We start from the raw sequence: 24,719 nt of genomic DNA on the forward strand, positions 1-24,719 counted from the left end.
ATTACATGGAACGATAATGCCGATGCAATGTTATACTTGCCCGGAGGAGGAGCAAGACTTTTTTTAATTGGTGCAGCCCATGAGTGCTATGAATGACGAAAATTGACATGGCGGTATCCTCCTATATACCGCCCTCCTGATCGCATGAGCATCGTCGAAAAAGAAACGGCGGCTCTGAAATATGTTATTTCAAAACCGCCGTAAGGCCACTGTATTTTGTTTTGGCGCATAAATACCCAGCCGCCGAAACAACGGTTTTTTTTATTCCCGTTGGGCGACTTTTTTCTTTTAGATTGTTTTGAGTTCCCGACTATAATAAGCTATACCTGCAATTACAATAAGGGCTATACCTGATCCAATCATAATCCACTGCAAGGGAAGAATATCAGCCAAAGGGCCAAACATAGCCATACCAATCGGTAAAAAGCCAGCATACATCGTGCCAAGTAATCCAAATACACGCCCCTGCATAGAGGTGTCCGTTTTTTCTTGTAACATAGTGGTAATTGCTGTTTGCACCATTGTTAATGCGACTCCATAACATACCATTAGGCCAAGGTAAAAAATAAAATTCTTTGAAAAGCCCATTCCGATTGCAAAAGAGCCATATCCTGTATTGTAAATTCCATAGCCGTCGTTCTTCGATGTAAAATGAACCGCAACTGCAAAGGATAAAAGCTCCGTTCTTCACGATACTCCGCAGGCGGCGATTTATACATAGCCTTAAAAGCTAATGAAAACGATTGCTGGCTCTCGTATCCGCAGATAAAAGCAATTTCGATAATAGGTTTATCCGAAAAGACCAGAAGCTTTGCCGCCTCTGTAAGTTGGCGGCGTTGCACATAATCATGAATTGTCATTCCTACGGTTTCGGTAAATAGTCGGTGTAAGTGATATTTTGAATAGTGAACAGCCTCCGCAACCGTTTCTAATTCCAGCTTTCCGTCAAGATGACTTTCGATATAGTCAATGACTGCCTCTATGCTGATGACTGATTGATTGCCCATTTATGTTCCCTCCTTTCCATCAAGCATAATAACAAAATCAAAAAAGATTGTTTTAATAATTATTGCGAATTTTGAAAATCCTCTCTAAATTCAGATGGGTCATTTATTATACTGTAATTATACTTGAAAAACAAATATTAAAAATAGTCTTTGGCTCTCGTTCTACCAAAAATCAGTATAATCATTCCTATCAACCGGCATAATAAGGTTATTCCTTTGTGCAAATCGGCACGATAGAATATATTTGAGGTGAATGATTATGCCGATTGATGATTTAACTGCTTTAGGGCTAAAAATGCGAGAAGCCCGAAAGAATAAAGAGCTAACACAACAGGAGCTATCTGATCTGAGCCATGTTTCTGTAAAGCAAATCGCCAATATCGAAAAGGGGAAAATGAATCCTTCTTATTTGATTTTGAGAGCATTGGCCAAGGTCCTGCATATCTCTTTAGATACACTTATAAATCCAGATGTTTCTCTGGAGGATGAGGGTGTCAATCAGATGAAAATGCTTTATTCCAGCTGTCCGCCAGAAATGCGTGACACCCTGTTGCATCACACCCAGGAAACGGTGAAAGAACTTACAGAGTTGTCCGAGAAATTTGAAACGAATTGAGCCAGTGAGTGAAATTTAACGATTCTCTCACTGGTTCTTTTCATTTTCGGAGAAAAGAGGCAAGCAATGCCTGTGTTAATACACACAGGCCCGCAGAGAAGAAAATCCCTTTGTGATTTTCCTCTCCGCTTGCTTGTTGAGGGCAGCGCCCCCAAGCCCCTTTGAACACAGAATTTCATTCTGTGGCTGCGCGTTCTGCGAACGCTTTTGACCAGGACCAGCTTACCGCTGGCCGTGGTCTTTTTCTTTTTCAACATCCTGTTCTACCTCCATTTTCAGCACTCGATCTACATTGGCCTTTGCCGTTAAAAGCTCCCGCATTTCCTCACGGGAACGCCGGTACTCGGCATAGGTCTTTTTCTTTTCTTCCAGCAATTTCGCGTACTCCGTCTGCAACTCTTTGACCTTGGGCAGCTTCTTGACGCCCATCTCATCAAAGGCATTCTTAGCAGCCTGGTGGAGCAGAATTTCTTCCTCATGTTCCTCCCGAAATTTCTTAGAGTAACCCGCCTTGCGGTATGCCACATAGACCTCACGGGTCTTGGCATAATTTACGATGTGAGTACGCAGAACAGCGATCTCTGCCATGCGCTTTTCAGCCGCTTTGATCTGCGCCGAAAGTTCATTGTGATGTGCCGTGGCAGCCGCAGCCTTTTCTTCCAAAACCGCATACTCCAGCAGGTTATGCTCTGACAGGTAATTCATGGTCTGCGCCATCTGCTTGAGGTTGAACACCTTAGCCCATCGAGCATAGCCAGCACCTTTTCCAGCCTGCAATTTTGCCTGAATGTCCACCAGCAGATTGACCTTCGGCGGCTCTGCCTGTGTGACTGTTTTCTTTCGCGGGGTATGTGCTTTCTTCCCGGAGAGAACTGCCCGCAAATCTTCCAATCCATATCCTTCGCCCAGACTGTCCATGCGGGCGGCTTTCTCCCAACCAGAGAGCTTCAGTCGATACGATTTTCCGCGCTTTGATACCTCACAGCCGGACTCTTGCAGCAGCTTCAGCAGCTCCTCAAAATCAGCAGGACTTTGTGATAATGCGTTGTCAATCGCCACACGAAGCAGCTCTCGGTGAGAGGGCTTTGCCTGATCGCCCAGCCATTTGTTATAGCTCTTTCCGTAAGGTTTCGGATTCTCTACAATGGACAGTCCATTCTCAATACAGATGGTGTCACTTAGCCGACGAACCGCCTTGGTGCTGCCCCAAAAATTGCGGAACTTCCGGTCATATTCTAAGCTGACCGATGACCAGATAATGTGTGATTATGAATGTGCGACTTGTCTATGTGGGTGCAGACCACAAAGGCGTGATTGCCCTTGGTAAACCGCTTGGCAAATTCTACACCCAGCCGGTTTGCTTCTTCCGGGGTAATCTCACCAGGGCGGAAGGACTGGCGCACATGATAGGCAATCACATCATCTGTACCACGCACTCGTCCGGTAGCGGCAATGTACTGCCGCTTTGCCAGAAGGAACTCCGCATCCGCAGTCCGGCTGTCACACGCATAGCCGGTAATGAGCCTGCCGTTATCTGTTTTCTTTGGATTGGCCACATAGTCGATGATGTCACTGATTGCCCGACTCTCTGTGCGGCCTTTGCCGACATGAAGCGGCATGATTCTTGTAGTTGCCATAAAAAGCCCTCCTCTCAAAATATTTTCTCTGAACTCTTTGTGCCTATCGTTGAAATAAACTCTCCTTATGGGTATAATATAAAGAAACTACCAATACCTCAAAGGAGGGATTTTATGATAGAACAGCTCATTGCTGAAGCAACCGAATGTGATTTCAAAGTTGCACTTGAAATAAAGAAACCCAAAAGCTGGTTAAAAAGTGTCAGTTCCTTTTCTAATGGAATCGGCGGAACTCTGTTTTTCGGAATCTCTGATCACAGCTACTTTGAGAATGTTGCCCACGATCTTTTCCAGGGGCTGCCCATGCTTTTCGTACATAGCCAGCATAAAGAAGGGCAGCATAACCAGCATCATACACATAGCCGCTACACTGTTTCCGGTAGGTTTTCTGAGCAAAAAGAAAAGCGGTACGCCAATAAGCGCTCCGCCCGTGAAGCAGATAAGCTGCCGCTTGGTCAGATTGAACATGACCTTTGTTTTGACTTTTGTTAAGTCCTTGGGTACGGGTACATAAGCCAATGTGGAAACCTCCTTCCGTTTTAGTGCGCCTGAAAGACTGATTTGGCGAGACTGCCGGTTTTGAACAGCGTAAAACATAGCAGTACGGTGTAGCCCACGCAGCTCCAGATTGCCATGATGATGTCATCTTCCAGAGCGATGTTCTGCACCAGCACAGCATAAATTGCCACGCAGACGATAATGAGAAACGCCTGAAAGCCCAGTGCCAGCAGGGATCGGAGGTAATTCTGTCCCATACCGCCCCATTCTTTGCCCATCATTGCAGCCATTGGAACGGGAGCCACCGAAGTCACAAGGTAGATCTCGATCATACGGCCATAAATAACGATAAAGATACAGATATACAACGCCCACATGGTAATGCCAATAAAGAGGGATTGGAACCACAGTCCGAACAGCGGTCCCAAATCCATTTCCATCAGCCTCGGTTCCAGATCGGTCATAACTGAGGAAATGTCAATGGACGCATCCGAATTGATAATCCCTGCCGCCTGCGCCACCACGCTCTGCGCCATATCAAAGACGCCCATCACGATATTCCATGTGTTTGTGACAATGAGGATGGCGGCAGCTGATTTGAACACCCACTTGAAAATCATCCAGGTATCCACATCATGCAGGTTGTTCTTGTCTGCAATCATCTGGATCAGGTCTACGGTCATCACGATAGCCAGGATCACGCCTGCAATCGGCACCATGATGGAGTTGGACAGATTCTCAATCATGCTGAAAATACTGCCATTCCATCCCTGTGGGGTCTGTCCTACCTGTACGGATATATCCGCGACCTGTTGGTTTACGCTGTCAAACATCCCCGAAAGGTTGCTCATAATACCGCCCACCAGCATTTCTTTCAGCCAATTTGTCAGGGCTTCAAGTAAGAAATCCATACGGTGTCAACCTCCTTTCCGCCGCCCCCGCAGAACTGCGGGAGCGGCAAGGATTTCATGCAGGAACGCTTAGACAGAGAACAGTCCGGAGAGCAGAGGTACAAGAACCATACCAACAACGGCTACACCAGCACCGGCCATGAGCTGTTTTATGTCTTTTATGAGAAAATATTTGCTCGAAATGAGCCTTGAAAAGATTAAAATAGATTAAATTTTGATAGATTTTTCTTATTTATGGGAGCCGGAACCTCTTTCGATGGTTCCAAGCTCCGGTATTGGTTTTAAGTTGAAATGAATTTCCATTGTGACCGTTTCAGGAGTACGGCAGTAATTTTCTGTTCCGTCTTTCTCCTGCGGTTCTGAGATAACGATTTTACTGATCAGCCGGTTCAGAAGATTGGCATCCAGTTCTTTGATGTCCGCATACTCGCTAATATCGTCAATCCACTGCTGGGACTGTGCATCCAGTTTTTCTTCCGTATTCAGCACACTCTCATTCTGGAAAAGTTCCTTTTTGATATCTGTCTGCTCCTTCTGTGTCTTCTCCAGCATCTTATCAAAAACAGATTCTGTAATCTTGTCATTGATAAGGTCATCATACAGTTTTGCAATCAGCCGGTCTAACGTTTCCAGGCGGTCTTTCTGCTTTGATACCAGCTTCTCCAGACTTTCCCTGTGTCCCTGTGTATCTTCCTCGCATAACTCCTTTACCCGGTTTTCCAGTTCTGTTCCGTCTCCGGTAACTGCTTTTGCACATTCCTGGATTCTGGTAAGGACTGCATCATACAGGTCATCAGCGTCCACCCGGTGCTGGGTACAATGTGCTTTCCCCTTATGGATATAAGTGGAACAGGTATAAACTTCATGCTGGTCTTTGGTGTGCGTCTTCTTCAACGTCAACGCACCGCCACACTCTGCACAGCGGAGTAATCCGGCAAACATGCTGTATTCTCCCTGTTCTGTCTGGCGTTTCCTGCCTTTCATCTTTGCCTGTACCAGATCAAATACATCCTGCGGAATGATTGCTTCGTGGGTATCCCTGACTGTGATCCAGTCCTCCGGAGCTTTATCTCCCTGATTGCCAATCTTGAAACGGTAGTACCTTTTCTGGGAAGCCATGTCACCACAGTAAACGGGATTCATCAGCAGGGATTTCAGATAGGATTCATCCCATACATATTTCCCATTTTCCGGGTCTTTCTTTTCCCATTTTGTGTAATAGGTGCGGAGTCCCCGTTTCCGGTGCCACCATGACGGGCAGGGAATCTGCTGGCGTTCCAGTTCTCTGGATATAAAGTTAATCCCATGACCGTCCACCGCCCACTGGAAAATTTTCCGGACAATCGGTGCTGTCTCGTCGTCAATCAGGAGATGTCCCTTTTCCTCCGGGTCTTTCTGATATCCCAGTGGTGGAACAACACCTGTAAACTTTCCCTTGGTTGCCTGCAGGTGATAGGACGCATGGACTTTCTTGGAAATATCTCTGGAATACATCTCGTTCAGCACGTTCTTAAATGGGGCAATCTCATTGTCTCCGGCAAAGGTATCCACATTATCATATAATGCGATATACCTTACTCCATGCTTTGGGAAAAACTCCTCCATCAGAAATCCTGTCTGTACATGGTTTCGTCCCAGTCGGCTCTGGTCTTTGGTAATTACAAGATTCACCAGTCCTTTTTCACAGGCTTTGAGAAGTCTCTGCAAATCAGGTCGGTCTGTGTTCAATCCTGTATAACCATCGTCCTGAAACACATCCACCACCTGCCAGCCCTGTGACTGACAGTAATTCACCAGTATGTCTCTCTGGTTGGAGATGCTGGCACTCTCTCCGGTCAATTCGTCATCTTTGGAAAGTCGGCAGTATACACCAACTCTCCAGGTTGCATTTCTTTCTATATTGTTACTCATATATCTGTTGTTCATCTGATACCTCCGTTACTTTGCACATCCTACGCAGATTTCAGATTACTGAACTCATAATCATTATACTGCTTATCTTTCATTATTGCAAGTTTATCTTTTGTTTTCGTGTCACGTATTTTCTGTGCGATCACCTCTGCAAACACTTCTTTTGCGTCCTGATCACCGTCAAAATATACTCTGATGTTGATAATTTTCTTCTTCACTGCCATTGTAAAACCTCCATTTTTTGCAAAAAAAGAGCAGCTAATCCATTTTTACAGATTAACTGCCCAGACTGTTGGTTACATATATTAAAATTTTTGTATTAACATTTCAGAAATTGGGGATATAATAAAGACAGGGATAAATCCCTGTCAGATGAACTGCATATTTTAATTTTCCCATTGAAAACAAGAGGAATGTGTGGTACATTTGTTATAGGAAAAGCACCCACTCCAAAGTGGATGCCGCCTGAGTTGACTAAATGGTCTTACGACCACCGCCTATCCTGTTGGCAGACAGGATAGGCATTTTTATTTCCTCTTGTTCTTCCGATCAAGAAAGGCAATAATCGCAATTAACAGGCTACCAAAAGCGATCAGTAAACTGAGTACGCCTAAGAATATTGAGATAATCTCATAAGCTGTCATATCACGCACCTCCTTTCTTTCATCTCAGAACCCCGAAAGGCTCCGGTCTGTAAATATCAGGAGGCAGCCACACCCTGTCACAGGTGCTTCCCCGTAACATTGCTGTTACCGGATAATCATACCATTATATCCGCCATATTACAATTCATTTTTGTTCCAGATTCACAGCAATCCTTATTCTGTATGGATACCTGCTATTTCCGTTTGATTGCCTTGCACCGGCAGACGGCAGACGGCAGATAGGGTATCTATAAAGCCTGCCGTTCACTCCAAAATTCTGCCGTCACCCATTCTCCCTTGTTTTTTTAATCGAATGGTATTTTCCTGCTTTTCATTCATCCGATAATCCAGTTCTTCTTTCATCCGGCTTCTGGCTTCTCGCATGGTTCTCTGGGAGATTCCCTGTGCTTTTGCCTTTTCATCCAGTTCCCGGATTGTGACTGCATTTCCGTCTGCAAGCAGTTCATAGATCAGTTTCGTTCCCCGTTGCAGTTTTGTTTCTGTCGGCTTTCCTTCCTTTCCGTCCAGAAGATCATCTGCGGAAATCTCATAAGCTCCCACCCAGCGGAATCCTTCTTCATCTCCAAGTTTAAATGCCATCGTCTCACCTGGAGGTGCAAGAGAACTTTTCTCATGGATCAGTACTCTTGTTGTCGGGTCTTTCTTTACTTTCCCGATAAAAAGCAGGCTTCTCACCGCCGCCATGATATCAATAGAACCAAGTCCCCGGTAAGTACTCTGTGTCCCTGAAGATTTATTCAGATGTCCGATCAGCACAATCGCACAACCGGTCTTTTCAGCGATCATTCCCAGTTTCCGGAATACCGGACGGACTTCATTTGCCCGGTTCATATCCACATCGGCACCGATAAAAGCCTGTACCGGATCAATGATTAAAAGTCTGACCTGATTCTGACGGATTGCTTTTTCAATACGGTCATCGGATAACGTCAATGCTTCCTCTGTATCATCAATGACCATCACCCGACTCAGGTCTGCTCCTGCTTCCACCAGCCTCGGCTTAATCGTATCTCCCATACCGTCTTCTGCAGTCTGATAGATCACATTAAAAGGTTCAATCTCTTCCATGTTCGGGAAAGTCTTACGGTTCGTGCAGGCTGCGGTCAGCATCATGGCAAAATAAGTTTTTCCCTCTCCTGGATTGCCCTGAATAATCGTCAGTTTTCCAAATGGCAGATAGGGAAACCACAGCCATTCTACACTGGTCTGTTCAATGTCTTCATAACACAACATCGGCACCAGTTCTTCCTTCTCCGGTACTTTCATTGTAACTGTTTCAATGATTGATTTCTTCCTGTCTGCATTTTTATCACAGAGGATTTCATTCCAGTCCTTTCGGGACGGTTTCAGACGGATGACACTGTATCCGTCCGGGATTTCTATTGCCAATTTCTCACTGGCTTCATTCCCTGCATGGTCATTATCCAGGCACAGGAAAACCGAAGTAATCTGAGGGCGTTCAGAAAGAAAAGCCATCAGTGCCGCACTGGAAATGCCACCCAGACTCAGGTAGCTCCGCTTTTTCCAGTCTTTGGGAAATAATTGGATAAAAGAAAGCAGATCAATGGCTGCTTCAAACACAAACAACTGATTATCCGTCCCTCTGTGACAGAATCCGTAAGATTTATCAGATTCAGCCACATCTCCCCGGTATTTTGTTTCACCAGTTCCCCTGCAATGGGCATATCTTGGAATACCGTCTGCATCTCTGCCAACAAACACCACATTATGGTGCTTCTTTTCTTCATAAATATCCCCACTGCCGATCCATTCCTCCACCATATTCTTTTCAATCCCTCTGTTTTCTGTCAGATATCTGATGATTCTATCATTATTTTCCTCTTTCTCTGGTAATCGGAAGTCAGGGGACGGGGCGGGGCAGGTACTGTTCCTGCCTTCGCCTTCCTCCCCGGTTAGCATCTTGACAGCTTCCGGAAATGTGGCATTGTAAAATTCCATCACAAAATCCACCGGATAGCCACCCCTCCCCTGACTGTGCCTGTACCACCGGTTTCCGGATACCGTTACACTGTCATGCTTTTTCCAACGGTATTCCTTTCCGCTTTTCCCTAGTTGTTCTCCCTGTGCGCTCAGAAAAGAAACAAGATCTGTCTGATTTGCTCTTATAATTTGTTCTTCTGTATACTGCATTTTGCTCATCCTTTCCCGTCTGTCCTGCTGACAGACTGTTATAAACTCATGTCATAGTTTCGCTTTTTCTTCACTGCCTGTTGTTTTGCATCACGCTCTGCACACTCTTTCTTTTTTTCATCCAGTTTTCTCAGAAGAGAGGTCTTCTTTTCTGGATTCTGCTCCGACTGGTTCAACGGCTGTTGCTCTGCTTTCCCGTTTTCTTCAAGAATCTCTTTCGCCTGAACTGTGTAAAATGTCGGGAACTTCACCTGCTTCTCCCTTTTTTCTTCTGAACGCCCGGAAGTATCTGCTTCTGCCATTTCCCGGTCACGTCTGGCAATATCCGCACAGCTCTGTACCTTTTTCACAAAAGTTAGTTCCTCCTGGTACGGCTGATTATCTGCTTTCAGCTCTTCGATCCCCGCCTGAAGTTCTTCTTTCTCCCGTTTCCATCTGGCAGTTGGCACTTTTCCATTTTTATCCAGATGTTGTTTCAGTTCCCGTTCACATTTGCGGTAATAATTGATTTCTTTTTTATGCTGCTGATAATATCTCTCCCGTCTTTTCTGAAAATAGAAATGGTTATACTCATCAATCAATGGCTGATTTGTTTTTATTACCTCTGCCATCTTTTCCAGATTCTCAAGTTCCTTTAACTGTTTCCGCTTTTCAGAAATTTCTTTTTTACTGACAGAAACAACACCGTTCAGTTCCTCAATCCGTTCCTGCAAGTCATCCATCGTTTCTATCTGATGTGTCTGAAGATAACTGATGGATTTTGCAAACTCCTGTAAATTGGAGAGATTCTTACCTCTCTGTTTCATCTCCGCATAAAAATTGGGAAGTGGTGGTCTGCCCTGTGTCTTTTTATCATAATAATCCTGCAGGCTTTCCAGCAGTGTCGGGTTCTGCCTGCGATCCAGCTCTGCTTTCATTTCCTCATAAGCTGTCTTCATCCACTGAATGGATTCTTTCAGAGAAATAAACATCTGGTTAAACTGCCGGATTGCCCGGTTCAATTCTCCGATCACCGTTTTGATTCCCTTTTTCTCCATTGCCCGGACTTCATATCCCTCATGGATGGTCGGGATCAGGTCAATCCCCTGTTCTTTGTAGGAACGGTGGTCGATTCTGGATGCCATGTGGCACTCCCTGAATTTCCCATTTACTTTCTCTGTCCATGCCCGCCGCCATTCTTTTAAAAGCTCCGGATCATTCCATCCGGTAGTAGAAACAGCATTGAACATATCTTTTCCTTTGGCATCCTTCACCCGGTTTCCATCCTCATCAAGAATATATTCCCTTCTCTGCTTATTGCCCCAGATTCCTTCCTCTGTAAAAGGACGGATTGGGACAAGCACATGGAAATGGGGATTATCCGGTTCTTCTTCATTTTCCGCTTTTCCCTCATGGACTGCCAGATCCACGATCATGCCACGTGCCACAAACTGCTCCTGGCAGAACTCTTTTGCCAGTCTGATATTTTCCTCAAGTGTCAATTCATTCTGCAGTGCAATGTCAAACGAATAGGCAAGCTGTGCCTTGTTGTTCCGTTCCACATGCTCCACCTCGTTCCAGAGTGTTTCCCTGTCAGTCAGACGCTCTGGCACATACTCCGGTGTCAGGATTTCTGTAAATATCACACCTGACTTGCTCGTATAATCGTGTATCTTGTTGTAATAACTGTCAAAAATCCTCTGCCCGGAAATATAGGCTGCGGAAGCGACCACCATCTGCCCTTTCCCTCTGGATACATTCCTTACTGAAAAATGATACAGTGCCATTAACTGTCATCTCCCTTCTCTGTCTTTTTTACTGCTTCTGCAATCTGCTGTTGATCTTTGTGTAAGGCGGCTATATGAGCCTGCCGCACAATACTCTTGTTGTAACTGCTGTTCTGCAGTTGATTCATCATGTCCTGGACGTCTTCCTGTTCCAGATCTCTGGACAGCGGAAATACTTTCTCAAACTCTGCCCCTTTGACAATCAGCCGGTGGGAACGTTCCCTGCGTTCTACCAGCTTCTTCCGCTGCTCCAGAATGTTTTTGTGGTGAATTGCTGCCTCCAGTTCCTGTCTGCTCTTTTCCATGTTGGCCTTCAGTTCCTCCAATGACATGGATTCATACTTTGGATTTTTTGCTCTGCTCATTTTCTTGTACTCCTTCTTTTTTCTGTAAACAAAAAGAACCGGCTTATTCATGAATGCCGATTCCTGGGTATAAAAAACTGAGGTCGTTGTCCTGTGATTAGGAAATGCTGACCTCAGCGTTTTTGAAATATTTAATTGTTGCTCCTTGGAATGAAAGTCTTTGTCACCATTGTCGTATAAATTTAAACTCACATCCCATATCAGGATTTCTTTAATTCTTCCATATACAGTTCAGCTATATATGCCGGACCAGTGCACCACAGCTTTGTCTTCTCATCATACAGTGCTTTTCCTGTCTTTGAACACAAAAAATCTGTCAATACCTCGTTTCTGTCCTTGCCTGTCTCTTCTGCGATTTCATCTGTCACCATAGTGATCAGAAGGTCGATTGTATAATTCATTTTTTCCTTTGGAATTGTTACTTCAGCCATATCTTCTCACCTTTCACAAATTTCAGACACTCAATAGCTGCCTCAGTTTTAAAGCAGTATTGATCTTTCAATTTATTCGGCAGCAACTGTCTGATACAGAAATCGTCTGCTACTTTATCACCTGCAGTCCCAAAAGCACCCGCAAGATAAGCGGTAAGAGTAGCGTTTGTTGCATCATCCGCAATCTTTCCTGCAATGATATCATATTTTGCCATTTCACGTTCAACCTCAATAAACATTTTTTTCTTTCGGTGAGCGGCGATACAATGTAACCAGTCCACATCTGCATTTTCAAAAATATGCGTTTCAAGATTTTCTGAAAGTTTGAATTCAAAAGTTGAAATATATCCAAACTTCTGCCCCTCTTCAATTGTTCCGGTTGCGATGGCTTTGGCTATTGAGGTTCTCAGAAAACTTTCTGCCTGTTCCTTTGATGTGGTTAAATAAAATCCCTGTCCAAAATCTTTTCTCTTTGCACATTTGGCAAGATCTGGCTCTTTTACTTCACAATAACTTCCATGATAGAGAACAAATCCATCTTTTAACTCAAGCACTAATCTCTATCCCCTTTCTTTGCAAAAATTCAGTAATATCTTCAAGCACAGCTTCATCGCCTTCACAATGAAAAATCCCATAGCATTTTTCTATATATCCAAGAACATCGGCTTCTTTAAACAAGTGGATAATCTGTTCAACAGGTAAATGCCACTCTTCTGAAGCAAGCCGGATTAGTCTTGTTTGCATAAAAGTAATCTCTGTTTTCTCACTCATTATGAATCCTCCTCATTTTCTTAGTCAGTAAAACCGGAATTGTTGATTACCAAGGCATATTTCCAAATCGACTAATAAAAGTTACTGTTAGTCCGGTTTTATCAATCATTGCAAGTTTTACGATTGCGCCTGTACTGTTTGCTTTCCTCCGTCGACATTCAAATCTGTTGCCGTGGCACCTGGATCAGCGCAGTTCACCTCTTATGTCTTGGAGTCCTTTTGCATACTTCCAAAAGAACCCAGTCCGCTTGAAACATTTACGATAATAGTTTTATTTTTTCTCTCATTGTCATACAATGCACCTACTTCCCCAGAATTTATTTTACCACGTATTCTTCTGTTCGTCTGTCACCTGCATCGTATCTGCATTTACCAGATAAAAATCTACCAATTCGGTCTCGTAATTGCCATCCGGATATACTTTTTCTAACACCAGTTCTTCGCAGGAATTACCATCTGCATCTGTCTTGGAACCATTATCGTACAGACAGTATCTCACATTTACCGTATTACCGTTCTTTGTTTCCTGCGTTTCGCTGACGACAGCATAGACTTCTCCCTTTGCATTCGCCGTGTAACTGAACGCCATATTTTGAAGTGTATTCTGCTCCTGAAGGTAATTATAAACTGCCAGCATTGCATTTTGAATTGTCAGACCATCATGCTGCCCTTCTGTCTCGTAATCTTCTATGGTATTTCCACTCTGAATATCCTCTGAATCTGTTGAATTCTCTGTATCCAAATCCGGTAATTCTGTAGTATCCTCTTCTTGATTATCTTCTTCATCTATTGTATCCGAAGACCACCACAGACCATCCATACTCTGCATAACAAATGGATTATTGGTTCTGTATCTCCGTTCACCACCATAATCTTCCTGCACAGTTATATACGTATATTTGCTGTCACAACCAGTCACCGTTTCTGTTCCATCCATTCCGAACACTACACTCAGACCACTCATTCCAATAATCAAAAGTGCAAATATCGCAGCAGCTCCATAGACAATTATCAATGCCACTTTGTTTTTACCGAATTGTATGGATAATGCCTGGCAATTGTGTCTGTATAAACTCACGATCCCCCAGATCAAAAGAACCGCCAGACTGATTGTAATAACAGTAATCGATATTTCTGCGAAACGATATCTCACTTCATATCCCATATCACGTTTTATACCATACCACAATCCATAGAAGAAGGTACTATACGCAAGAACCAAAGTAATGATACTGATCCGTATCGGATGCTCTTTTTTATCCGGCACTGCCTTCTTCAGTGCCTCTGCCATCTGCGCTGCCGCTCTCTGCTCTATCCACATAGCAAGCTCTGCTTTTGACGGATATGTGCATTTAGTATCCGGAATCCCTGCGTAACACATCTGGCTCTCTTGAATCCCTGTCGCATCTCCTGCTGCCATTGCTGTAACCACTTTCAGGTAATAATACAACTTCAACTGTGCTGGATTGAATTTATCTATACGAATATCTGCCAGCTCCTGTGCAGCCCGTTCATAATTGTTAAGGAGTACACTCATCCGTGCCATAACCAAAAGCATCTGATTCGCTACAGCAGGGTAACGGTGATATTGCTTCTCATATAAATACCGTGCATACTCATGTCGTTCTTCCGGTGTTAACCGATAGGACTTCTTTCTATTCTGTGCCAGCATCGCAATTCGCAGACCATAAGCCAATTCCAAAATTGCAATCAGCTGGCAGATAAATGCACCAAATCCCCAGATATCCGTTGTATACCGCACATAGGTCACCAACACAATGCCTAGCATTGCCGGAATCACGATCAACCATTTTGTCCAACCTGATCTTCTCATAAAAATCTCCTGAATTGTTTTTCTGAATATAGTATATTACCGCACACACCAATCGACCATATACATATTGTGACGATGCTGTTACTTACCATAACAGTTGCTGTTTCTAAGGTCATCTATTTATAGCCTGAGAAATAACTGGTTTCCCATCTCTGTCCAACAATGGAGTCAGTCCACCTGAATACCCACATGCATGATATAAATAATTCACACCAGTTTCCTTATCCACCCATATCTCAGTAGTAGTTAATGCTCCCTGAGAATATATTTTTTCAAATCTCTCTTCTTTCGCCATTTTCAATTTCCTCCCATAATCAATTTTTCGGTTTTATAAAAAATGTTTCTCTGTTACTTTCTCGATTGTATCATGACATACAGTTCCATCTTCGGCAATCGTCGATTTTCTGATAAATCTCGAATGATGCTTTAATACTCCATAAGCATACCAGTCATGGTTGCAAAATACTTTGCAGAACTCTGCATAGCCATGTTCCTTACAGGTATCGAAATACAGACACCTGCTGATTTCATAAGTAAATCCACTATCATCATCCTGCAAAATTTCTGTCTCCCAACATACCTTTTTTTCGCCCTCCAGATCATCTACCAGAGACTGTCTCACAATCTTATAGCCATTCGGCAATAAATCGACATGCTTTTTTCTCTTTTTCCGTTACCATATTTTCTCCCAACTTGCACACTAAGTCATAATTTTCCAAACACTAAAACTTGAATTTCTATTTCTGCTGCCATGCCATTACATAGTCTTTTTCTCCAGTAGCTTCATCCAAACCGCTATACTGAATCTCAAATCCTTCTCTTTGATAAAAGGATATTGCCCGTGTATTTTTTTGATATACATTTAAGATTAATTTGTTTCTTTTTCCCTTTACATAGTTTAGCAAAATTTTACCTATACCTTGAGATTGCATTTCGGCAGAAACAAAAATACCTTCAATGTATTCGTTACTTAACCCTATAAAACCCTGTATTTCCTGTTTATCCTCGTAAACATAGACAGTTGCCTGTAATAGAAGTTCTTTTACTAACTCAAAATTACTTTTCCAATATTGAGCAGAGATAAAATAATGTGTCTTTATATTTGTATCTAACCATATTTCTGCAACTTTATTTATATCCACTTTCCGTAATTCTCTAATCATAACGGTGATGCTCCTCAAACTCCGATTTTCTCAATTTTTCAAACTGGAATTTACGAACTACAATATCTTTTCGAGAAAAAGATGGTTTTTGTGTGCAATTACATCTCCAACTTTTTTAGAAGCACTAGCAATTATTTCAAATCCATTTTTTTGATACAAAGATAGCGCAGGAATATTTTGACTTCCTGTATCCAAACGTAGTGCCCTGCAACTATTTTTTTGTGCTAATTCTGTAGCGAATTTTATTAGTGATGATGCAATTCCTTTACCAGACATACTCGGACGTACCATTAAAAGGTGAATTACCATTACCTCATCTTCAGATAATTTTTCTTTCCAAGGAATAGTTGCATATTCTATTGGTTGAACTTTATCAATAATGATACTTCCAACAATTGTTCCGTTTTCTTCATATACAAACAAAGCACCAGCATAAATAGCCCGTTCTGCATCATCTTTCGTTGGATAAACCCCTTTCTTAAATACAGTAAAGGCTGTATGATTCAGTTCATACTGGAAATGCTCATTGTAAGTATCTTCAATCGAATTAACATCTTTTAGTATTGCTTTTCTAATCATAAAATCTCTCCACAAATTTTGATTTCACACTTTCTTTCCCCTTATATGTCTATATCTGAAATATTCAGTCACAAACTTTATCAGGGATAGGCATCTGTGCCGCAAGGGGATCTTCCCCTTGTACGAAATCTCTGATTTCGCTGTATTTCCCGGTTTGAGATTTCTTGAAATCGGGAACAGCACCGCAGGTCGCACGATACAGGCAGATGGAATTGCCTGTATAGAAGTGCGCTCTTAGCGTTGCTAAGAGATTTATGCCGTATCCGGCGTGTTATCTTTTTTCAATTTCTTTTTTCGACTTCTGAAGCATTCTTCCAGTTTTAATAATTTGACATGTCTGCTCTTGTTACTCATCATCTGTAAATTCCAGCATCTCATCAACGGTGCAGTCCAGCTTCTTGCAGATCTTCTCAATCGTCTCCATTGATACATACTGGTTTTTTCCCATCCTGGCAAGAATATTTCCACTGATCCCGGTGAGGTACTGCATCTCTATCCGCTTCATATTTTTATCTATGAGCATTTTCCATAATCTGTTATAACTTACGCCCATAAGCAACCTCCATATTTTTCATCTGAACATATTTTGATTATATCACGATTTCGTTAGGTTGAATACCTGTAATTTTTGATGTCTTCTGTAAAATGGAAAAGAGGATGCCCCGACAAAGGGCAACCTCTCCAACCATTTACTTCGGTTTAGTCGAATGGAACCTCACCTTCCGGTGCTTCCATAAATCCGTCCTTATCTGTTTTCGGTGTTTCCGATGAATCAGCTCCAACACCATTATCCTTGTTCTGGGCAAATTCATGTTCTTCCACGATCACATCTGTAGTATAAATTGTTTTCCCGTCCTTGTCCTTATAATTGCCAGTGCTGATACGACCGCCAATCACAATCCTCATTCCCTTGTGAAGATATTTCTGTGCAAACTCTGCACTCTTTCCGAATGTGACACAGGAAATAAAATCCGCTTCCTGTTCACCGTCACGTTTATATCTTCTGTTTACCGCCAGTGTATATCTTGCTACTGCCATATCATTATCTTTTCCGGCATATTTGATCTCCGGATTCTTTGTCAGTCTTCCCATTAAAACCACTTTATTCATAATCGTTACTGTCCTTTCCGCAGCTACGCTGCCATTGCATATTCTTCATCATCTGTTTCATCGTCCGGCATAAACATTGCACATGCTTCCGGTGGATTGGTATCATCCGGTGAAAATATTTTCCGGATCATTTCATACATGATCGGATACCGATATGCGATTTCTTCTCTTGCAAGGAATCTGCATACCCTGTAAAGATTCTTTTTCATTTCTTCATCTGTTGTAAGCATGGCAACCAGATGGATTCTCTCCCTTGTATAAATCAGATTCGGGCATCCAAACCAGTTAATCAACTGCATTTCTTTCATTTTCAGTTCTGTCATAAACTGCTCCTTTCCGGGCATTTTGCCCTGTAAACATTGTCATCAGTTTCATTCGTCCGGCGGTCTGGCGTGCGTTTCCCTGTCACCTGCAGCCGTCTCAGACTGCCTCTGCCTGCATCAGCAGGTCACTGACCATAAGGCTTCGGTCAGCCGCCCATCATCGGGAGTGTCATTATAATTTCGCTCGCTCTCAGAAAAAGAAAGGTCATGGCATAACTCCTGTTAGGCTTCCAGGGTGCACTTATCGGTTGTCAAGGTTCATCGAAGGAACATTCCAAAACGTCCTCTGATTACTAGAGTCAAATGACTTCGCAAGATGCAAAAGATTCGTGATATTTTTTTGCATTTTTATCATTTTTTCTTTTACTTTTGTTAGTCCCTTCACATACTCTGTACTGAGACAGGCAAAAGCGGACATCTTTGGGGTAAAATTTTTAAAATAATTGTTCCTCTACCTATAAAGCCTGGGAAGCGGTATTTACCAACCCCCTTTTGCAAGTTTTTTTCGCATAAATGAAATATTCCCTCACTAATAGCAAGTTTCAGAGGGCATTTGGACGGTACTTTTGCAGAAAAAATTATTTTTCCACTAATCACACGTGGGAATTTGAAGAATGTCAGATAATTTTGAAAAAATCCAAAAAAGAAGCACCGACCGTTATAGTCAGTGCTTGTAAGATATTATATTCGTTTTTCTCAGGAAAGATCATCCCAGTTTTTATATGTTCCATTGTACAGACCTGTAAGTTGTTTTATTGTAAGATTTTCCAGTGGATTTTCTTCATTTATCACAATAGCTATAGCATCTTTTCCAATGACTTTTGTTTCCAGAAGCTCTGCTTCATAATCCTTTAATTCTCTGGATGACATTGCGAAATCACACTCTCCACTTATCACCGCCGTAATCCCTCTTGAAGAATCTGTTGCTTTTACTTCTATTTCAGCATTTGGATTTTGTTTCTGATAGTCATCTGCCAGTGCTTTTACCATTGGTTCCATTGAAGTGGATCCTTCAATCAGAATCTTTCCTTCTGACTTGTCAGAAAGGAATGTTGTTGTACTGTCAGCCTGAATACAATATTGTTTCACAATATCCTGTCCTTTACTCTTTACATAAGTCAGGAAATCCTGTTCCACATCTGTCAGTTCTCCATTATAAGCCAGATAATAATCCCTGCAAAGAGGATAACTGTTATTGTCTATTGTTTTCTCAGAAGGAAGAACTCCGTTGATTTGAAGTATTTTTCCATTCGTATCTGTTGCGGAACTATATGCGACATAACCAACTGCGTTTTTATCTTCTTCCACCTTTTTCAGAACTTTCTCTGTAGAATCAACAACTATTCCTGTATCACTCTCAGGCAGTTTCAAAAGATTCTCAAATTCTGCTCTGGTTCCTGACCCTTCTTCTCGTGATACAGCTGTGACAGCTCCCATAGCAGACAGATCCGGCAATGGCTCTTCCTCGGTTCCACATGCTGTTATTCCCGTTGCCAGCATTATCATTATCAGCAGAAGTGCAGATTTTCGGATGTTTTTTTTCTTTACCATTTTATACTGCACCTCTTTCCATCATTGATTTTCCCGTCTCTTCATCAAGGTTTATAAAAGCCACATTATCACAGGCTTCTTCTGCAATGCTGACACAATTATCTGCCATACGGTCAAAATTATACATGATCCCAGAAAAATATCTTGTCATAGACGCATCACAAACCTCATTTTTTACACGGTTTAAATGTGCCTTACTGTATTTTTTCTCTGCTTTATGCATTTTTTTCTTATTTTTAAAAACTGTTTCAGCCACTACAGCATCACCCTTACGGATTGCCTCCATTGCTTTCTTTAAAAGCTGCTGGATAATATCAATGCAGTCTTCCATTTCTGAGGAGGCTTCACTGGTCAGTCTTTTTCCATTGTTATTTACTTTTTCACATATCTGGTCAATATCTTCACATCTGTCTGCAATCCTCTGAATACTATTGTTTACATACAGTAACCCTGCCGTCTGCTCAGACTGTTGTTCTGTAAGGTTTCCGCTTGCGAATAATCTGGTAATATATTCTGTCACACTGTCCTGTAACTGATGTACAATCTCCAGATTTTCTATAAACGAACCATGAGTTTTTGAGTCTCCATCTGCTACAATCGCCGTTTTTAAATCACTTAACAGAGATTCTGCCAGTTCTCCAAGTCGGTTCAGTTCCTTAGATACCAGAACCATAGCAGCCGCCGGCTGTTCAATCACTTTCATATCCAGATATTTGGGTTCAAAAGCTGCTTTCTCTGTTTTGTCATTTCCACGGATGATTGTTGTAACAATTTTTACCATCAGCGGAATCAGTGGCAGCCAGACCAGTGTACAGACGATATTAAACGTTGTATGTGCATTTGCAATCTGTCTTGAAATCACATCAATCTCATTTCCCTTTGGTGAAATAAACTGGACAAATTTTGCAAACCACGGAACCAGGAAAATAAAAACGCAGCTTCCACTGATATTAAAAATACTATGCGCAATTGCTGTACGTTTTGCATTTTTAGATTGTCCAATTGATGCAAGAAGTGCTGTGATCGTTGTACCTATATTATCTCCAAGAAGAATCGGAATCGCACCGGTAAGCCCTATTACACTGCTTACTCCGTCCGGTCCTGCCTGTGATGCAAAATTCTGCAGAACTGCAATCGTAGCTGAACTACTCTGCACAACCAATGTCATGACCGCTCCCAGTACAACACCAAGAACCGGAATGGATGAAACTTTTCCCATCAGATCAACAAAGACCGGACTTCCCGCCAAAGGTTTCATGACTTCACCCATGATTTCAATTCCTTCAAATAAAAGTCCGAATGAAAAAATTACCATACCGATATTTTTAACCTTTTCTTTTTTGCTAACAAAGTTCAGAATAAATCCAACAAAGATAATTGGATAAATATAATTGCTGATTTTAAATGCCATCAGCTGTGCCGTCATAGTGGTTCCTATGTTGGCACCAAAGATAACAGAAATTGCCTGCGGAAGACTCATAAGTCCCGCACTGACAAAACCGATAACCATAACTGTCGTCGCTGAACTGCTCTGCAATACAGCTGTTACAAGTGCTCCGGCAAGTGCTCCCATAATTGGATTTCTTGTAAGAAATCCAAGGATTTTTTTCATTCGTTCTCCTGCGGCTTTCTGAAGTGCATCACTCATGCTGTTCATTCCATAAAGGAACAAGGCAAGGCCACCGATCAGACCAAAAACCACTTTCACATTCTCGTTCATTTCTCTTTCCTCTCCTGTTATTATATAAGATCTACATTTTCCTATACAATTATAGAAGACAGAAATCAAATCTATGTGAGTGCTTGTGTAAAATAGGTGTAAAAATCAATGGAAATCTTTATAATGTTATAATTGACTTATTCATTTTTCACCTGCTGACATATAGTTTTCATTACGATTTATTATTCAGTCTACGTAATACCAACATCGCCTCATTCCTTACATTTTTGAACGTTCTGTCCGGTCTTCCAAGAAAATATCCTTGTCCGTAATGAACACCTAATCTACACAGACACTCCAACTCTGCTTCTGTTTCTATCCCTTCTGCAATCAGAATTGCTCCTGTCTCATTACAGTAATGCAACAGAAATTCCATCATAATTTCCTTTTTCTTATGTTTTTGAATATCTCTGACCAGTTCTATATCAACTTTTAAGTAGTTTGGCGATGTATTTACTACACGGTTCAGACCAGAATATCCAGCTCCAACATCATCCAAAGCTATTTCATATCCCTGATCTGCATAATGCTTCATAATCTGTTGCAGAATCTGATAGTTTTCTATATCCGACCGTTCCGTTATTTCAAATACAATGTCACAGGACGGTACTCCGGCTTTCGCAGCCTTACGGTTTGTAAATCCCTGTATGAACGATTTATCCTGAATGATATTACCATCTACATTAAGAAATAATTTTGCATGTTCTGGTTTATTCGCCGCTGCCTTCAATGCTTTATTTCTGCACAATTTTTCCAATTTCCAAACACAGCCTACCTGTTCAGCAATCACAAACAAATCTGAAATCATAAGAGTCGTATCATGCCTGTCGATACGACTAAGAGCTTCATATCCTGCCACATCTCCAGTCTGTAAATTTACAATCGGCTGAAATACCGGATATATAGCCTTTCTTTCTAATATTTTATAAAATTCATCTGCATTTTTTACTTTCATTATTTCTTCTCTGCCTCTGTGAATACATTTTCTGTAACCCTATCAACCCACTATATGATATCATCACTTTTTCATCCTTCAATCAGATTTAAGTAAAATCATAGTAAATTTTCACCATTGTTCAGCCAGACCAATTCTTATATAACACAAAGCAAATACGTACTACCACCTGTTTTTTATTATGAAAACTATATTAAATGAGGCTCTTACTGTCTATACAATAAAAGCCTCGTTATATATAGTCTATGTTCTGATTATTCAGATCTTACTGTCTTTTTCACACACCAGTCTTTCATAATCCAGAAATCCCCGGATATACATTTCTTTTGCCACAATTCCCTCCATTGCATTTTTCGCTGAAATAATCCTGTCCAGTGTCTGCCACATCTCCTGTCCGCCATCTCTGAGGACCGGTTCCAGTATTTCTATGTAATGATGAATTTCTGCTTCCAGAGTGAACATCTCCGGGTCAGATTCAAGAAATCTTTCCAGCTCCCGCTGGTATTCTTCATAATAACTTTCAATCAGTTCTCTTCTCATATCTAGAATCCCCCTTATACATAAATCAGTTCCTGCTTGATGATCTCAGCAGCCCGGTTGCGGATATTGTTACAGTGGCATAGCCATTCCATAGGATTCTGTCTCTTCAGTTCCTCGGAAACTCCCTCCGCACTTCGCATCTGAGTTTCGATCAATTCAAAGCGTTCCTGTGCCTGTTCATTCAGATCTGCCAAATAACTGTCCAGCCTGGCGGTCAGAAGAAGATATGTATAAGTTCCAGATTTATGTTCTTTCAGATATTCCTTCCGAAGCATTCCCCATAAGCCAATCGGTCTGGTTTCCTCCGGGTAGTAAAGATTCGGTAAATAATAGTCTCCCACTTTTGTGTATTCGATTTTCATGGTGTCTCCTTTCGCTTTGCATGAAATTGTCATGTTATCTGCGTAGGATGTGCATTTTCTCTTTAAAATCTTTTCACATAGAAGACATTAAGTGCTTCATGCCCTGGGATTTTACTGATGTGCGATAAAGAAGTAATAGAAGTGTAAAAAATTTTGCCGTTCCTATCCGGCACTTGCGCATTGTGTCGGATAGGTCGGGCGGTTATTCGGGCAAGTCCACCTTGCCAACAAAAGAATAATAAATCTCAATGTCCTGTCTGCGGGTCTTGTTCTCGTCATAGCTGCACTCATGCACAACGATTTTCTCTACAAACTCCCGCAGCAGAGTAGGGGTAAGTTCTTCAAAGCTGGTATGCCGCCGGACAACATTCATAAACTTTTCTGCGTTCACGGTGGCTTCCTGTGCTTTGGAAAGCTCCGCTTGGATAGCAGCGGCTCTTTCTTTCAGCTCCCGTTGTTCTGCTTCATAGTCTGCCGACAGCTCTGTGAAACGCTCGTCTGATATGCGCCCGGTCACGCTGTCCTCATACAGCCGCTTGAAGATAGCGGATAACTCGGCTATGCGTTTCTCGGCGGCTTCCAGTTCCTTTTTCTTGGCGGCGTTCCTGCGCTTGCCCCCGTCCTCGTTCTGCTCAATCAAGAGCTTCATAAACCGGGCTTCATGCTTTGCCGCATAGCTTGTCACTTTCCGCAGATTGGAGAGTACACCAGCGGTCAAGAGGTCGGTGCGGATAAAGTGCGCCGTACAGTCATGGGTGCGTTTCTTGTAGTTGCCGCAGATATAACAGTCCTGCTTGCGCTTGTCCGTCTGGTATCGCTGCTGATACATCACACTGCCGCAGTCTGCACAGAACAGTATGCCGGAGAACAAGCCCACTTCATCATAGCGGTTGGGGCGTTTGCGCTGCTTGCGAAGCTCCTGCACCCGTTCCCATGTTTGGGTGTCTATGATAGGCTCGTGGTGGTTCTCGAAAATCACTTGCTTTTCCGGGGGATTTTCTACACTGTGCTTGACTTTGTAAGAAAGTTTTTCTGTCTTGAAATTTACCAGACAGCCTGTGTATTCCCGGTTTTCAAGGATATGCACTACGGTATTGGTCGCCCACTTGCACTCATAGCCGGGGTGGTAGCGGCGGGTGCTGCCCGTCCTGCGGTATTCCAGCGTCCCCGGCGTGGGGATTTGCTGCTCTGTGAGCATACGGGCTATCTTGGTCGGACCATTCCCGGCAAGACAGAGGTTGTATATCTGCTTGACTACGGGTGCAGCTTCCTCGTCAATAATGAAATTTTCGTCCTCGTCCATGAGGTAGCCATACACAGGCTTGCTTGTGATGGGCTTGCCACTCATGCCTTTTGAGCGTTTTACTGCTTTGATTTTCTTGCTCGTATCTCTCACCAGCCATTCGTTAAAGATATTCCGCAGCGGGGCAAAGTCATTGTCGCCCTGTGCGCTGTCCACTCCGTCATTGATAGCGATGAAGCGGACACCTTTCTGTGGGAAAATCATTTCCGTGTACATTCCCACTTGCAGGTAGTTTCGCCCTAACCTCGACATATCCTTTACGATAACTGTCCCGACTTTTCCGGCTTCAATGTCCGCAAGCATGGCTTGAAAACCGGGTCTTTGAAAGTTCGCACCAGAATAACCGTCGTCCGTGTACCAGCGCAGATTGGAAAAGCCGTTCTGCTTTGCATAGGTTTCAAGGATACGCTTCTGATTGGAAATGGAATTGCTCTCGCCTTGCAGCTCGTCCTCATGGGAAAGTCTTGGGTAAAGGGCGGTAATTGGTTGTTGGTTGGTCTGTCTTAACATAAAATCCTCCGTTTCCGACAGCCAGCCCCACTATTCCGTA

The 24,719-nt window shown here is 42.6% G+C and carries 26 protein-coding genes and 5 pseudogenes; 2 read left to right on the forward strand and 29 right to left on the reverse strand.

What is annotated here, in order from left to right:
• Window positions 1–288: 288 nt before the first annotated feature.
• Complete coding sequence (locus ACLTOQ_RS14475; RefSeq protein ID WP_243860583.1) at window positions 289–522, reverse strand: hypothetical protein; 234 nt, start codon at window positions 520–522, stop codon at window positions 289–291.
• A gap of 65 nt (window positions 523–587) precedes the next feature.
• Window positions 588–1,007 (reverse strand): annotated as a pseudogene (locus ACLTOQ_RS14480) (helix-turn-helix transcriptional regulator); the annotation flags it as partial.
• A 259-nt stretch (window positions 1,008–1,266) separates the two neighbouring features.
• On the opposite strand from ACLTOQ_RS14480, the gene ACLTOQ_RS14485 reads away from it, so the two are divergent.
• Complete coding sequence (locus ACLTOQ_RS14485) at window positions 1,267–1,623, forward strand: helix-turn-helix domain-containing protein (protein WP_118741317.1); 357 nt, start codon at window positions 1,267–1,269, stop codon at window positions 1,621–1,623.
• Between the two features lie 222 nt (window positions 1,624–1,845).
• Here ACLTOQ_RS14485 and ACLTOQ_RS14490 read toward each other — a convergent pair.
• Window positions 1,846–3,260: pseudogene (locus ACLTOQ_RS14490) on the reverse strand (relaxase/mobilization nuclease domain-containing protein).
• A 114-nt stretch (window positions 3,261–3,374) separates the two neighbouring features.
• On the opposite strand from ACLTOQ_RS14490, the pseudogene ACLTOQ_RS14495 reads away from it, so the two are divergent.
• Window positions 3,375–3,515: pseudogene (locus ACLTOQ_RS14495) on the forward strand (helix-turn-helix domain-containing protein); the annotation flags it as partial.
• Here the strand turns inward: ACLTOQ_RS14495 and ACLTOQ_RS14500 are convergent.
• The 26 genes and pseudogenes from ACLTOQ_RS14500 to ACLTOQ_RS14625 all read right to left on the reverse strand — a co-directional run.
• Window positions 3,498–3,779: pseudogene (locus ACLTOQ_RS14500) on the reverse strand (PrgI family protein); the annotation flags it as partial. The pseudogenes ACLTOQ_RS14495 and ACLTOQ_RS14500 sit on opposite strands and share 18 nt — an antisense overlap.
• 20 nt (window positions 3,780–3,799) lie before the next feature.
• Window positions 3,800–4,669 (reverse strand): VirB6/TrbL-like conjugal transfer protein, CD1112 family, encoded by an 870-nt coding sequence (locus ACLTOQ_RS14505; RefSeq protein WP_004797480.1) that lies wholly within the window; start codon window positions 4,667–4,669, stop codon window positions 3,800–3,802.
• Between the two features lie 69 nt (window positions 4,670–4,738).
• Window positions 4,739–4,822 (reverse strand): annotated as a pseudogene (locus ACLTOQ_RS14510) (Maff2 family mobile element protein); the annotation flags it as partial.
• A gap of 75 nt (window positions 4,823–4,897) precedes the next feature.
• A complete protein-coding gene (locus ACLTOQ_RS14515; RefSeq protein ID WP_015521926.1) occupies window positions 4,898–6,595 on the reverse strand; it encodes a recombinase family protein in 1,698 nt (565 codons plus the stop codon).
• Between the two features lie 26 nt (window positions 6,596–6,621).
• Window positions 6,622–6,804: a hypothetical protein gene (locus ACLTOQ_RS14520; RefSeq protein WP_015521925.1), complete on the reverse strand. Its 183-nt coding sequence runs from the start codon at window positions 6,802–6,804 to the stop codon at window positions 6,622–6,624.
• Between the two features lie 303 nt (window positions 6,805–7,107).
• Complete coding sequence (locus tag ACLTOQ_RS14525) at window positions 7,108–7,224, reverse strand: putative holin-like toxin (RefSeq protein WP_015543458.1); 117 nt, start codon at window positions 7,222–7,224, stop codon at window positions 7,108–7,110.
• Between the two features lie 264 nt (window positions 7,225–7,488).
• The gene (locus ACLTOQ_RS14530) at window positions 7,489–9,396 is read right to left on the reverse strand and encodes an AAA family ATPase (protein ID WP_023843669.1); all 1,908 of its coding nucleotides are present in this window, start codon (window positions 9,394–9,396) and stop codon (window positions 7,489–7,491) included.
• 38 nt (window positions 9,397–9,434) lie between these two features.
• Entirely contained in the window at window positions 9,435–11,162 is a 1,728-nt protein-coding gene (gene mobQ, locus ACLTOQ_RS14535; RefSeq protein ID WP_003864580.1) for a MobQ family relaxase, read from the reverse strand.
• The gene (locus ACLTOQ_RS14540; protein WP_015543456.1) at window positions 11,162–11,527 is read right to left on the reverse strand and encodes a DUF3847 domain-containing protein; all 366 of its coding nucleotides are present in this window, start codon (window positions 11,525–11,527) and stop codon (window positions 11,162–11,164) included. Before ACLTOQ_RS14540 ends, mobQ begins: the two co-directional genes overlap by 1 nt.
• 200 nt (window positions 11,528–11,727) lie before the next feature.
• Complete coding sequence (locus ACLTOQ_RS14545; RefSeq protein ID WP_003864582.1) at window positions 11,728–11,958, reverse strand: hypothetical protein; 231 nt, start codon at window positions 11,956–11,958, stop codon at window positions 11,728–11,730.
• A complete protein-coding gene (locus ACLTOQ_RS14550) occupies window positions 11,946–12,512 on the reverse strand; it encodes a DUF3990 domain-containing protein (protein WP_020944841.1) in 567 nt (188 codons plus the stop codon). The genes ACLTOQ_RS14545 and ACLTOQ_RS14550 overlap by 13 nt, the downstream gene beginning before the upstream one ends.
• A complete protein-coding gene (locus ACLTOQ_RS14555) occupies window positions 12,505–12,729 on the reverse strand; it encodes a DUF3791 domain-containing protein (protein WP_003864584.1) in 225 nt (74 codons plus the stop codon). Before ACLTOQ_RS14555 ends, ACLTOQ_RS14550 begins: the two co-directional genes overlap by 8 nt.
• Window positions 12,730–13,051: 322 nt before the next feature.
• Window positions 13,052–14,563, reverse strand: a complete 1,512-nt coding sequence (locus tag ACLTOQ_RS14560; protein ID WP_003864585.1) for a hypothetical protein — start codon at window positions 14,561–14,563, stop codon at window positions 13,052–13,054.
• Between the two features lie 112 nt (window positions 14,564–14,675).
• On the reverse strand, window positions 14,676–14,858 hold the full coding sequence (locus ACLTOQ_RS14565; RefSeq protein WP_003864586.1) for a DUF6440 family protein: 183 nt from the start codon (window positions 14,856–14,858) through the stop codon (window positions 14,676–14,678).
• A 33-nt stretch (window positions 14,859–14,891) separates the two neighbouring features.
• A complete protein-coding gene (locus tag ACLTOQ_RS14570; protein WP_040466130.1) occupies window positions 14,892–15,206 on the reverse strand; it encodes an L-2-amino-thiazoline-4-carboxylic acid hydrolase in 315 nt (104 codons plus the stop codon).
• Between the two features lie 94 nt (window positions 15,207–15,300).
• Window positions 15,301–15,726, reverse strand: coding sequence for an N-acetyltransferase (locus ACLTOQ_RS14575; RefSeq protein ID WP_003864588.1), 426 nt, complete (start codon window positions 15,724–15,726; stop codon window positions 15,301–15,303).
• A 57-nt stretch (window positions 15,727–15,783) separates the two neighbouring features.
• Window positions 15,784–16,305, reverse strand: coding sequence for a GNAT family N-acetyltransferase (locus ACLTOQ_RS14580; protein WP_003864592.1), 522 nt, complete (start codon window positions 16,303–16,305; stop codon window positions 15,784–15,786).
• Between the two features lie 346 nt (window positions 16,306–16,651).
• Window positions 16,652–16,858 carry a helix-turn-helix domain-containing protein gene (locus ACLTOQ_RS14585; RefSeq protein ID WP_003864593.1) on the reverse strand — a complete coding sequence of 69 codons (207 nt, stop codon included), beginning with the start codon at window positions 16,856–16,858 and terminating at the stop codon, window positions 16,652–16,654.
• Window positions 16,859–17,004: 146 nt separating this feature from the next.
• Window positions 17,005–17,415, reverse strand: coding sequence for a single-stranded DNA-binding protein (locus ACLTOQ_RS14590; protein ID WP_003864594.1), 411 nt, complete (start codon window positions 17,413–17,415; stop codon window positions 17,005–17,007).
• A 23-nt stretch (window positions 17,416–17,438) separates the two neighbouring features.
• The gene (locus tag ACLTOQ_RS14595) at window positions 17,439–17,738 is read right to left on the reverse strand and encodes a hypothetical protein (protein ID WP_015543455.1); all 300 of its coding nucleotides are present in this window, start codon (window positions 17,736–17,738) and stop codon (window positions 17,439–17,441) included.
• A gap of 696 nt (window positions 17,739–18,434) precedes the next feature.
• The gene (locus ACLTOQ_RS14600; protein ID WP_015543454.1) at window positions 18,435–19,289 is read right to left on the reverse strand and encodes a substrate-binding domain-containing protein; all 855 of its coding nucleotides are present in this window, start codon (window positions 19,287–19,289) and stop codon (window positions 18,435–18,437) included.
• Between the two features lies 1 nt (window position 19,290).
• Window positions 19,291–21,009 carry a Na/Pi cotransporter family protein gene (locus tag ACLTOQ_RS14605; RefSeq protein WP_020944839.1) on the reverse strand — a complete coding sequence of 573 codons (1,719 nt, stop codon included), beginning with the start codon at window positions 21,007–21,009 and terminating at the stop codon, window positions 19,291–19,293.
• 172 nt (window positions 21,010–21,181) lie between these two features.
• Window positions 21,182–21,964 carry an EAL domain-containing protein gene (locus ACLTOQ_RS14610; protein WP_003864600.1) on the reverse strand — a complete coding sequence of 261 codons (783 nt, stop codon included), beginning with the start codon at window positions 21,962–21,964 and terminating at the stop codon, window positions 21,182–21,184.
• 258 nt (window positions 21,965–22,222) lie between these two features.
• Window positions 22,223–22,504, reverse strand: coding sequence for a hypothetical protein (locus tag ACLTOQ_RS14615; protein WP_003864601.1), 282 nt, complete (start codon window positions 22,502–22,504; stop codon window positions 22,223–22,225).
• A 14-nt stretch (window positions 22,505–22,518) separates the two neighbouring features.
• The gene (locus ACLTOQ_RS14620) at window positions 22,519–22,899 is read right to left on the reverse strand and encodes a TnpV protein (RefSeq protein ID WP_003864602.1); all 381 of its coding nucleotides are present in this window, start codon (window positions 22,897–22,899) and stop codon (window positions 22,519–22,521) included.
• A gap of 169 nt (window positions 22,900–23,068) precedes the next feature.
• The gene (locus tag ACLTOQ_RS14625) at window positions 23,069–24,679 is read right to left on the reverse strand and encodes a recombinase family protein (protein ID WP_050617400.1); all 1,611 of its coding nucleotides are present in this window, start codon (window positions 24,677–24,679) and stop codon (window positions 23,069–23,071) included.
• Between the last annotated feature and the right edge of the window lie 40 nt (window positions 24,680–24,719).

Source organism: Gallintestinimicrobium sp. (assembly GCF_046968865.1).
Taxonomy (GTDB): domain Bacteria; phylum Bacillota; class Clostridia; order Lachnospirales; family Lachnospiraceae; genus Gallintestinimicrobium; species Gallintestinimicrobium propionicum.

Excerpts from the sequence above, each read along its gene's own strand:
- ACLTOQ_RS14475 (WP_243860583.1), bottom strand. The coding sequence starts at position 522 with ATGGTGCAAACAGCAATTACCACTATGTTACAAGAAAAAACGGACACC.
- ACLTOQ_RS14485 (WP_118741317.1), top strand. The coding sequence starts at position 1,267 with ATGCCGATTGATGATTTAACTGCTTTAGGGCTAAAAATGCGAGAAGCC.
- ACLTOQ_RS14505 (WP_004797480.1), bottom strand. The coding sequence starts at position 4,669 with ATGGATTTCTTACTTGAAGCCCTGACAAATTGGCTGAAAGAAATGCTG.
- ACLTOQ_RS14515 (WP_015521926.1), bottom strand. The coding sequence starts at position 6,595 with ATGAACAACAGATATATGAGTAACAATATAGAAAGAAATGCAACCTGG.
- ACLTOQ_RS14520 (WP_015521925.1), bottom strand. The coding sequence starts at position 6,804 with ATGGCAGTGAAGAAGAAAATTATCAACATCAGAGTATATTTTGACGGT.
- ACLTOQ_RS14525 (WP_015543458.1), bottom strand. The coding sequence starts at position 7,224 with ATGACAGCTTATGAGATTATCTCAATATTCTTAGGCGTACTCAGTTTA.
- ACLTOQ_RS14530 (WP_023843669.1), bottom strand. The coding sequence starts at position 9,396 with ATGCAGTATACAGAAGAACAAATTATAAGAGCAAATCAGACAGATCTT.
- mobQ (WP_003864580.1), bottom strand. The coding sequence starts at position 11,162 with ATGGCACTGTATCATTTTTCAGTAAGGAATGTATCCAGAGGGAAAGGG.
- ACLTOQ_RS14540 (WP_015543456.1), bottom strand. The coding sequence starts at position 11,527 with ATGAGCAGAGCAAAAAATCCAAAGTATGAATCCATGTCATTGGAGGAA.
- ACLTOQ_RS14545 (WP_003864582.1), bottom strand. The coding sequence starts at position 11,958 with ATGGCTGAAGTAACAATTCCAAAGGAAAAAATGAATTATACAATCGAC.
- ACLTOQ_RS14555 (WP_003864584.1), bottom strand. The coding sequence starts at position 12,729 with ATGAGTGAGAAAACAGAGATTACTTTTATGCAAACAAGACTAATCCGG.
- ACLTOQ_RS14560 (WP_003864585.1), bottom strand. The coding sequence starts at position 14,563 with ATGAGAAGATCAGGTTGGACAAAATGGTTGATCGTGATTCCGGCAATG.
- ACLTOQ_RS14565 (WP_003864586.1), bottom strand. The coding sequence starts at position 14,858 with ATGGCGAAAGAAGAGAGATTTGAAAAAATATATTCTCAGGGAGCATTA.
- ACLTOQ_RS14575 (WP_003864588.1), bottom strand. The coding sequence starts at position 15,726 with ATGATTAGAGAATTACGGAAAGTGGATATAAATAAAGTTGCAGAAATA.
- ACLTOQ_RS14580 (WP_003864592.1), bottom strand. The coding sequence starts at position 16,305 with ATGATTAGAAAAGCAATACTAAAAGATGTTAATTCGATTGAAGATACT.
- ACLTOQ_RS14585 (WP_003864593.1), bottom strand. The coding sequence starts at position 16,858 with ATGGGCGTAAGTTATAACAGATTATGGAAAATGCTCATAGATAAAAAT.
- ACLTOQ_RS14590 (WP_003864594.1), bottom strand. The coding sequence starts at position 17,415 with ATGAATAAAGTGGTTTTAATGGGAAGACTGACAAAGAATCCGGAGATC.
- ACLTOQ_RS14595 (WP_015543455.1), bottom strand. The coding sequence starts at position 17,738 with ATGACAGAACTGAAAATGAAAGAAATGCAGTTGATTAACTGGTTTGGA.
- ACLTOQ_RS14600 (WP_015543454.1), bottom strand. The coding sequence starts at position 19,289 with ATGGTAAAGAAAAAAAACATCCGAAAATCTGCACTTCTGCTGATAATG.
- ACLTOQ_RS14605 (WP_020944839.1), bottom strand. The coding sequence starts at position 21,009 with ATGAACGAGAATGTGAAAGTGGTTTTTGGTCTGATCGGTGGCCTTGCC.
- ACLTOQ_RS14610 (WP_003864600.1), bottom strand. The coding sequence starts at position 21,964 with ATGAAAGTAAAAAATGCAGATGAATTTTATAAAATATTAGAAAGAAAG.
- ACLTOQ_RS14615 (WP_003864601.1), bottom strand. The coding sequence starts at position 22,504 with ATGAGAAGAGAACTGATTGAAAGTTATTATGAAGAATACCAGCGGGAG.
- ACLTOQ_RS14620 (WP_003864602.1), bottom strand. The coding sequence starts at position 22,899 with ATGACAATTTCATGCAAAGCGAAAGGAGACACCATGAAAATCGAATAC.
- ACLTOQ_RS14625 (WP_050617400.1), bottom strand. The coding sequence starts at position 24,679 with ATGTTAAGACAGACCAACCAACAACCAATTACCGCCCTTTACCCAAGA.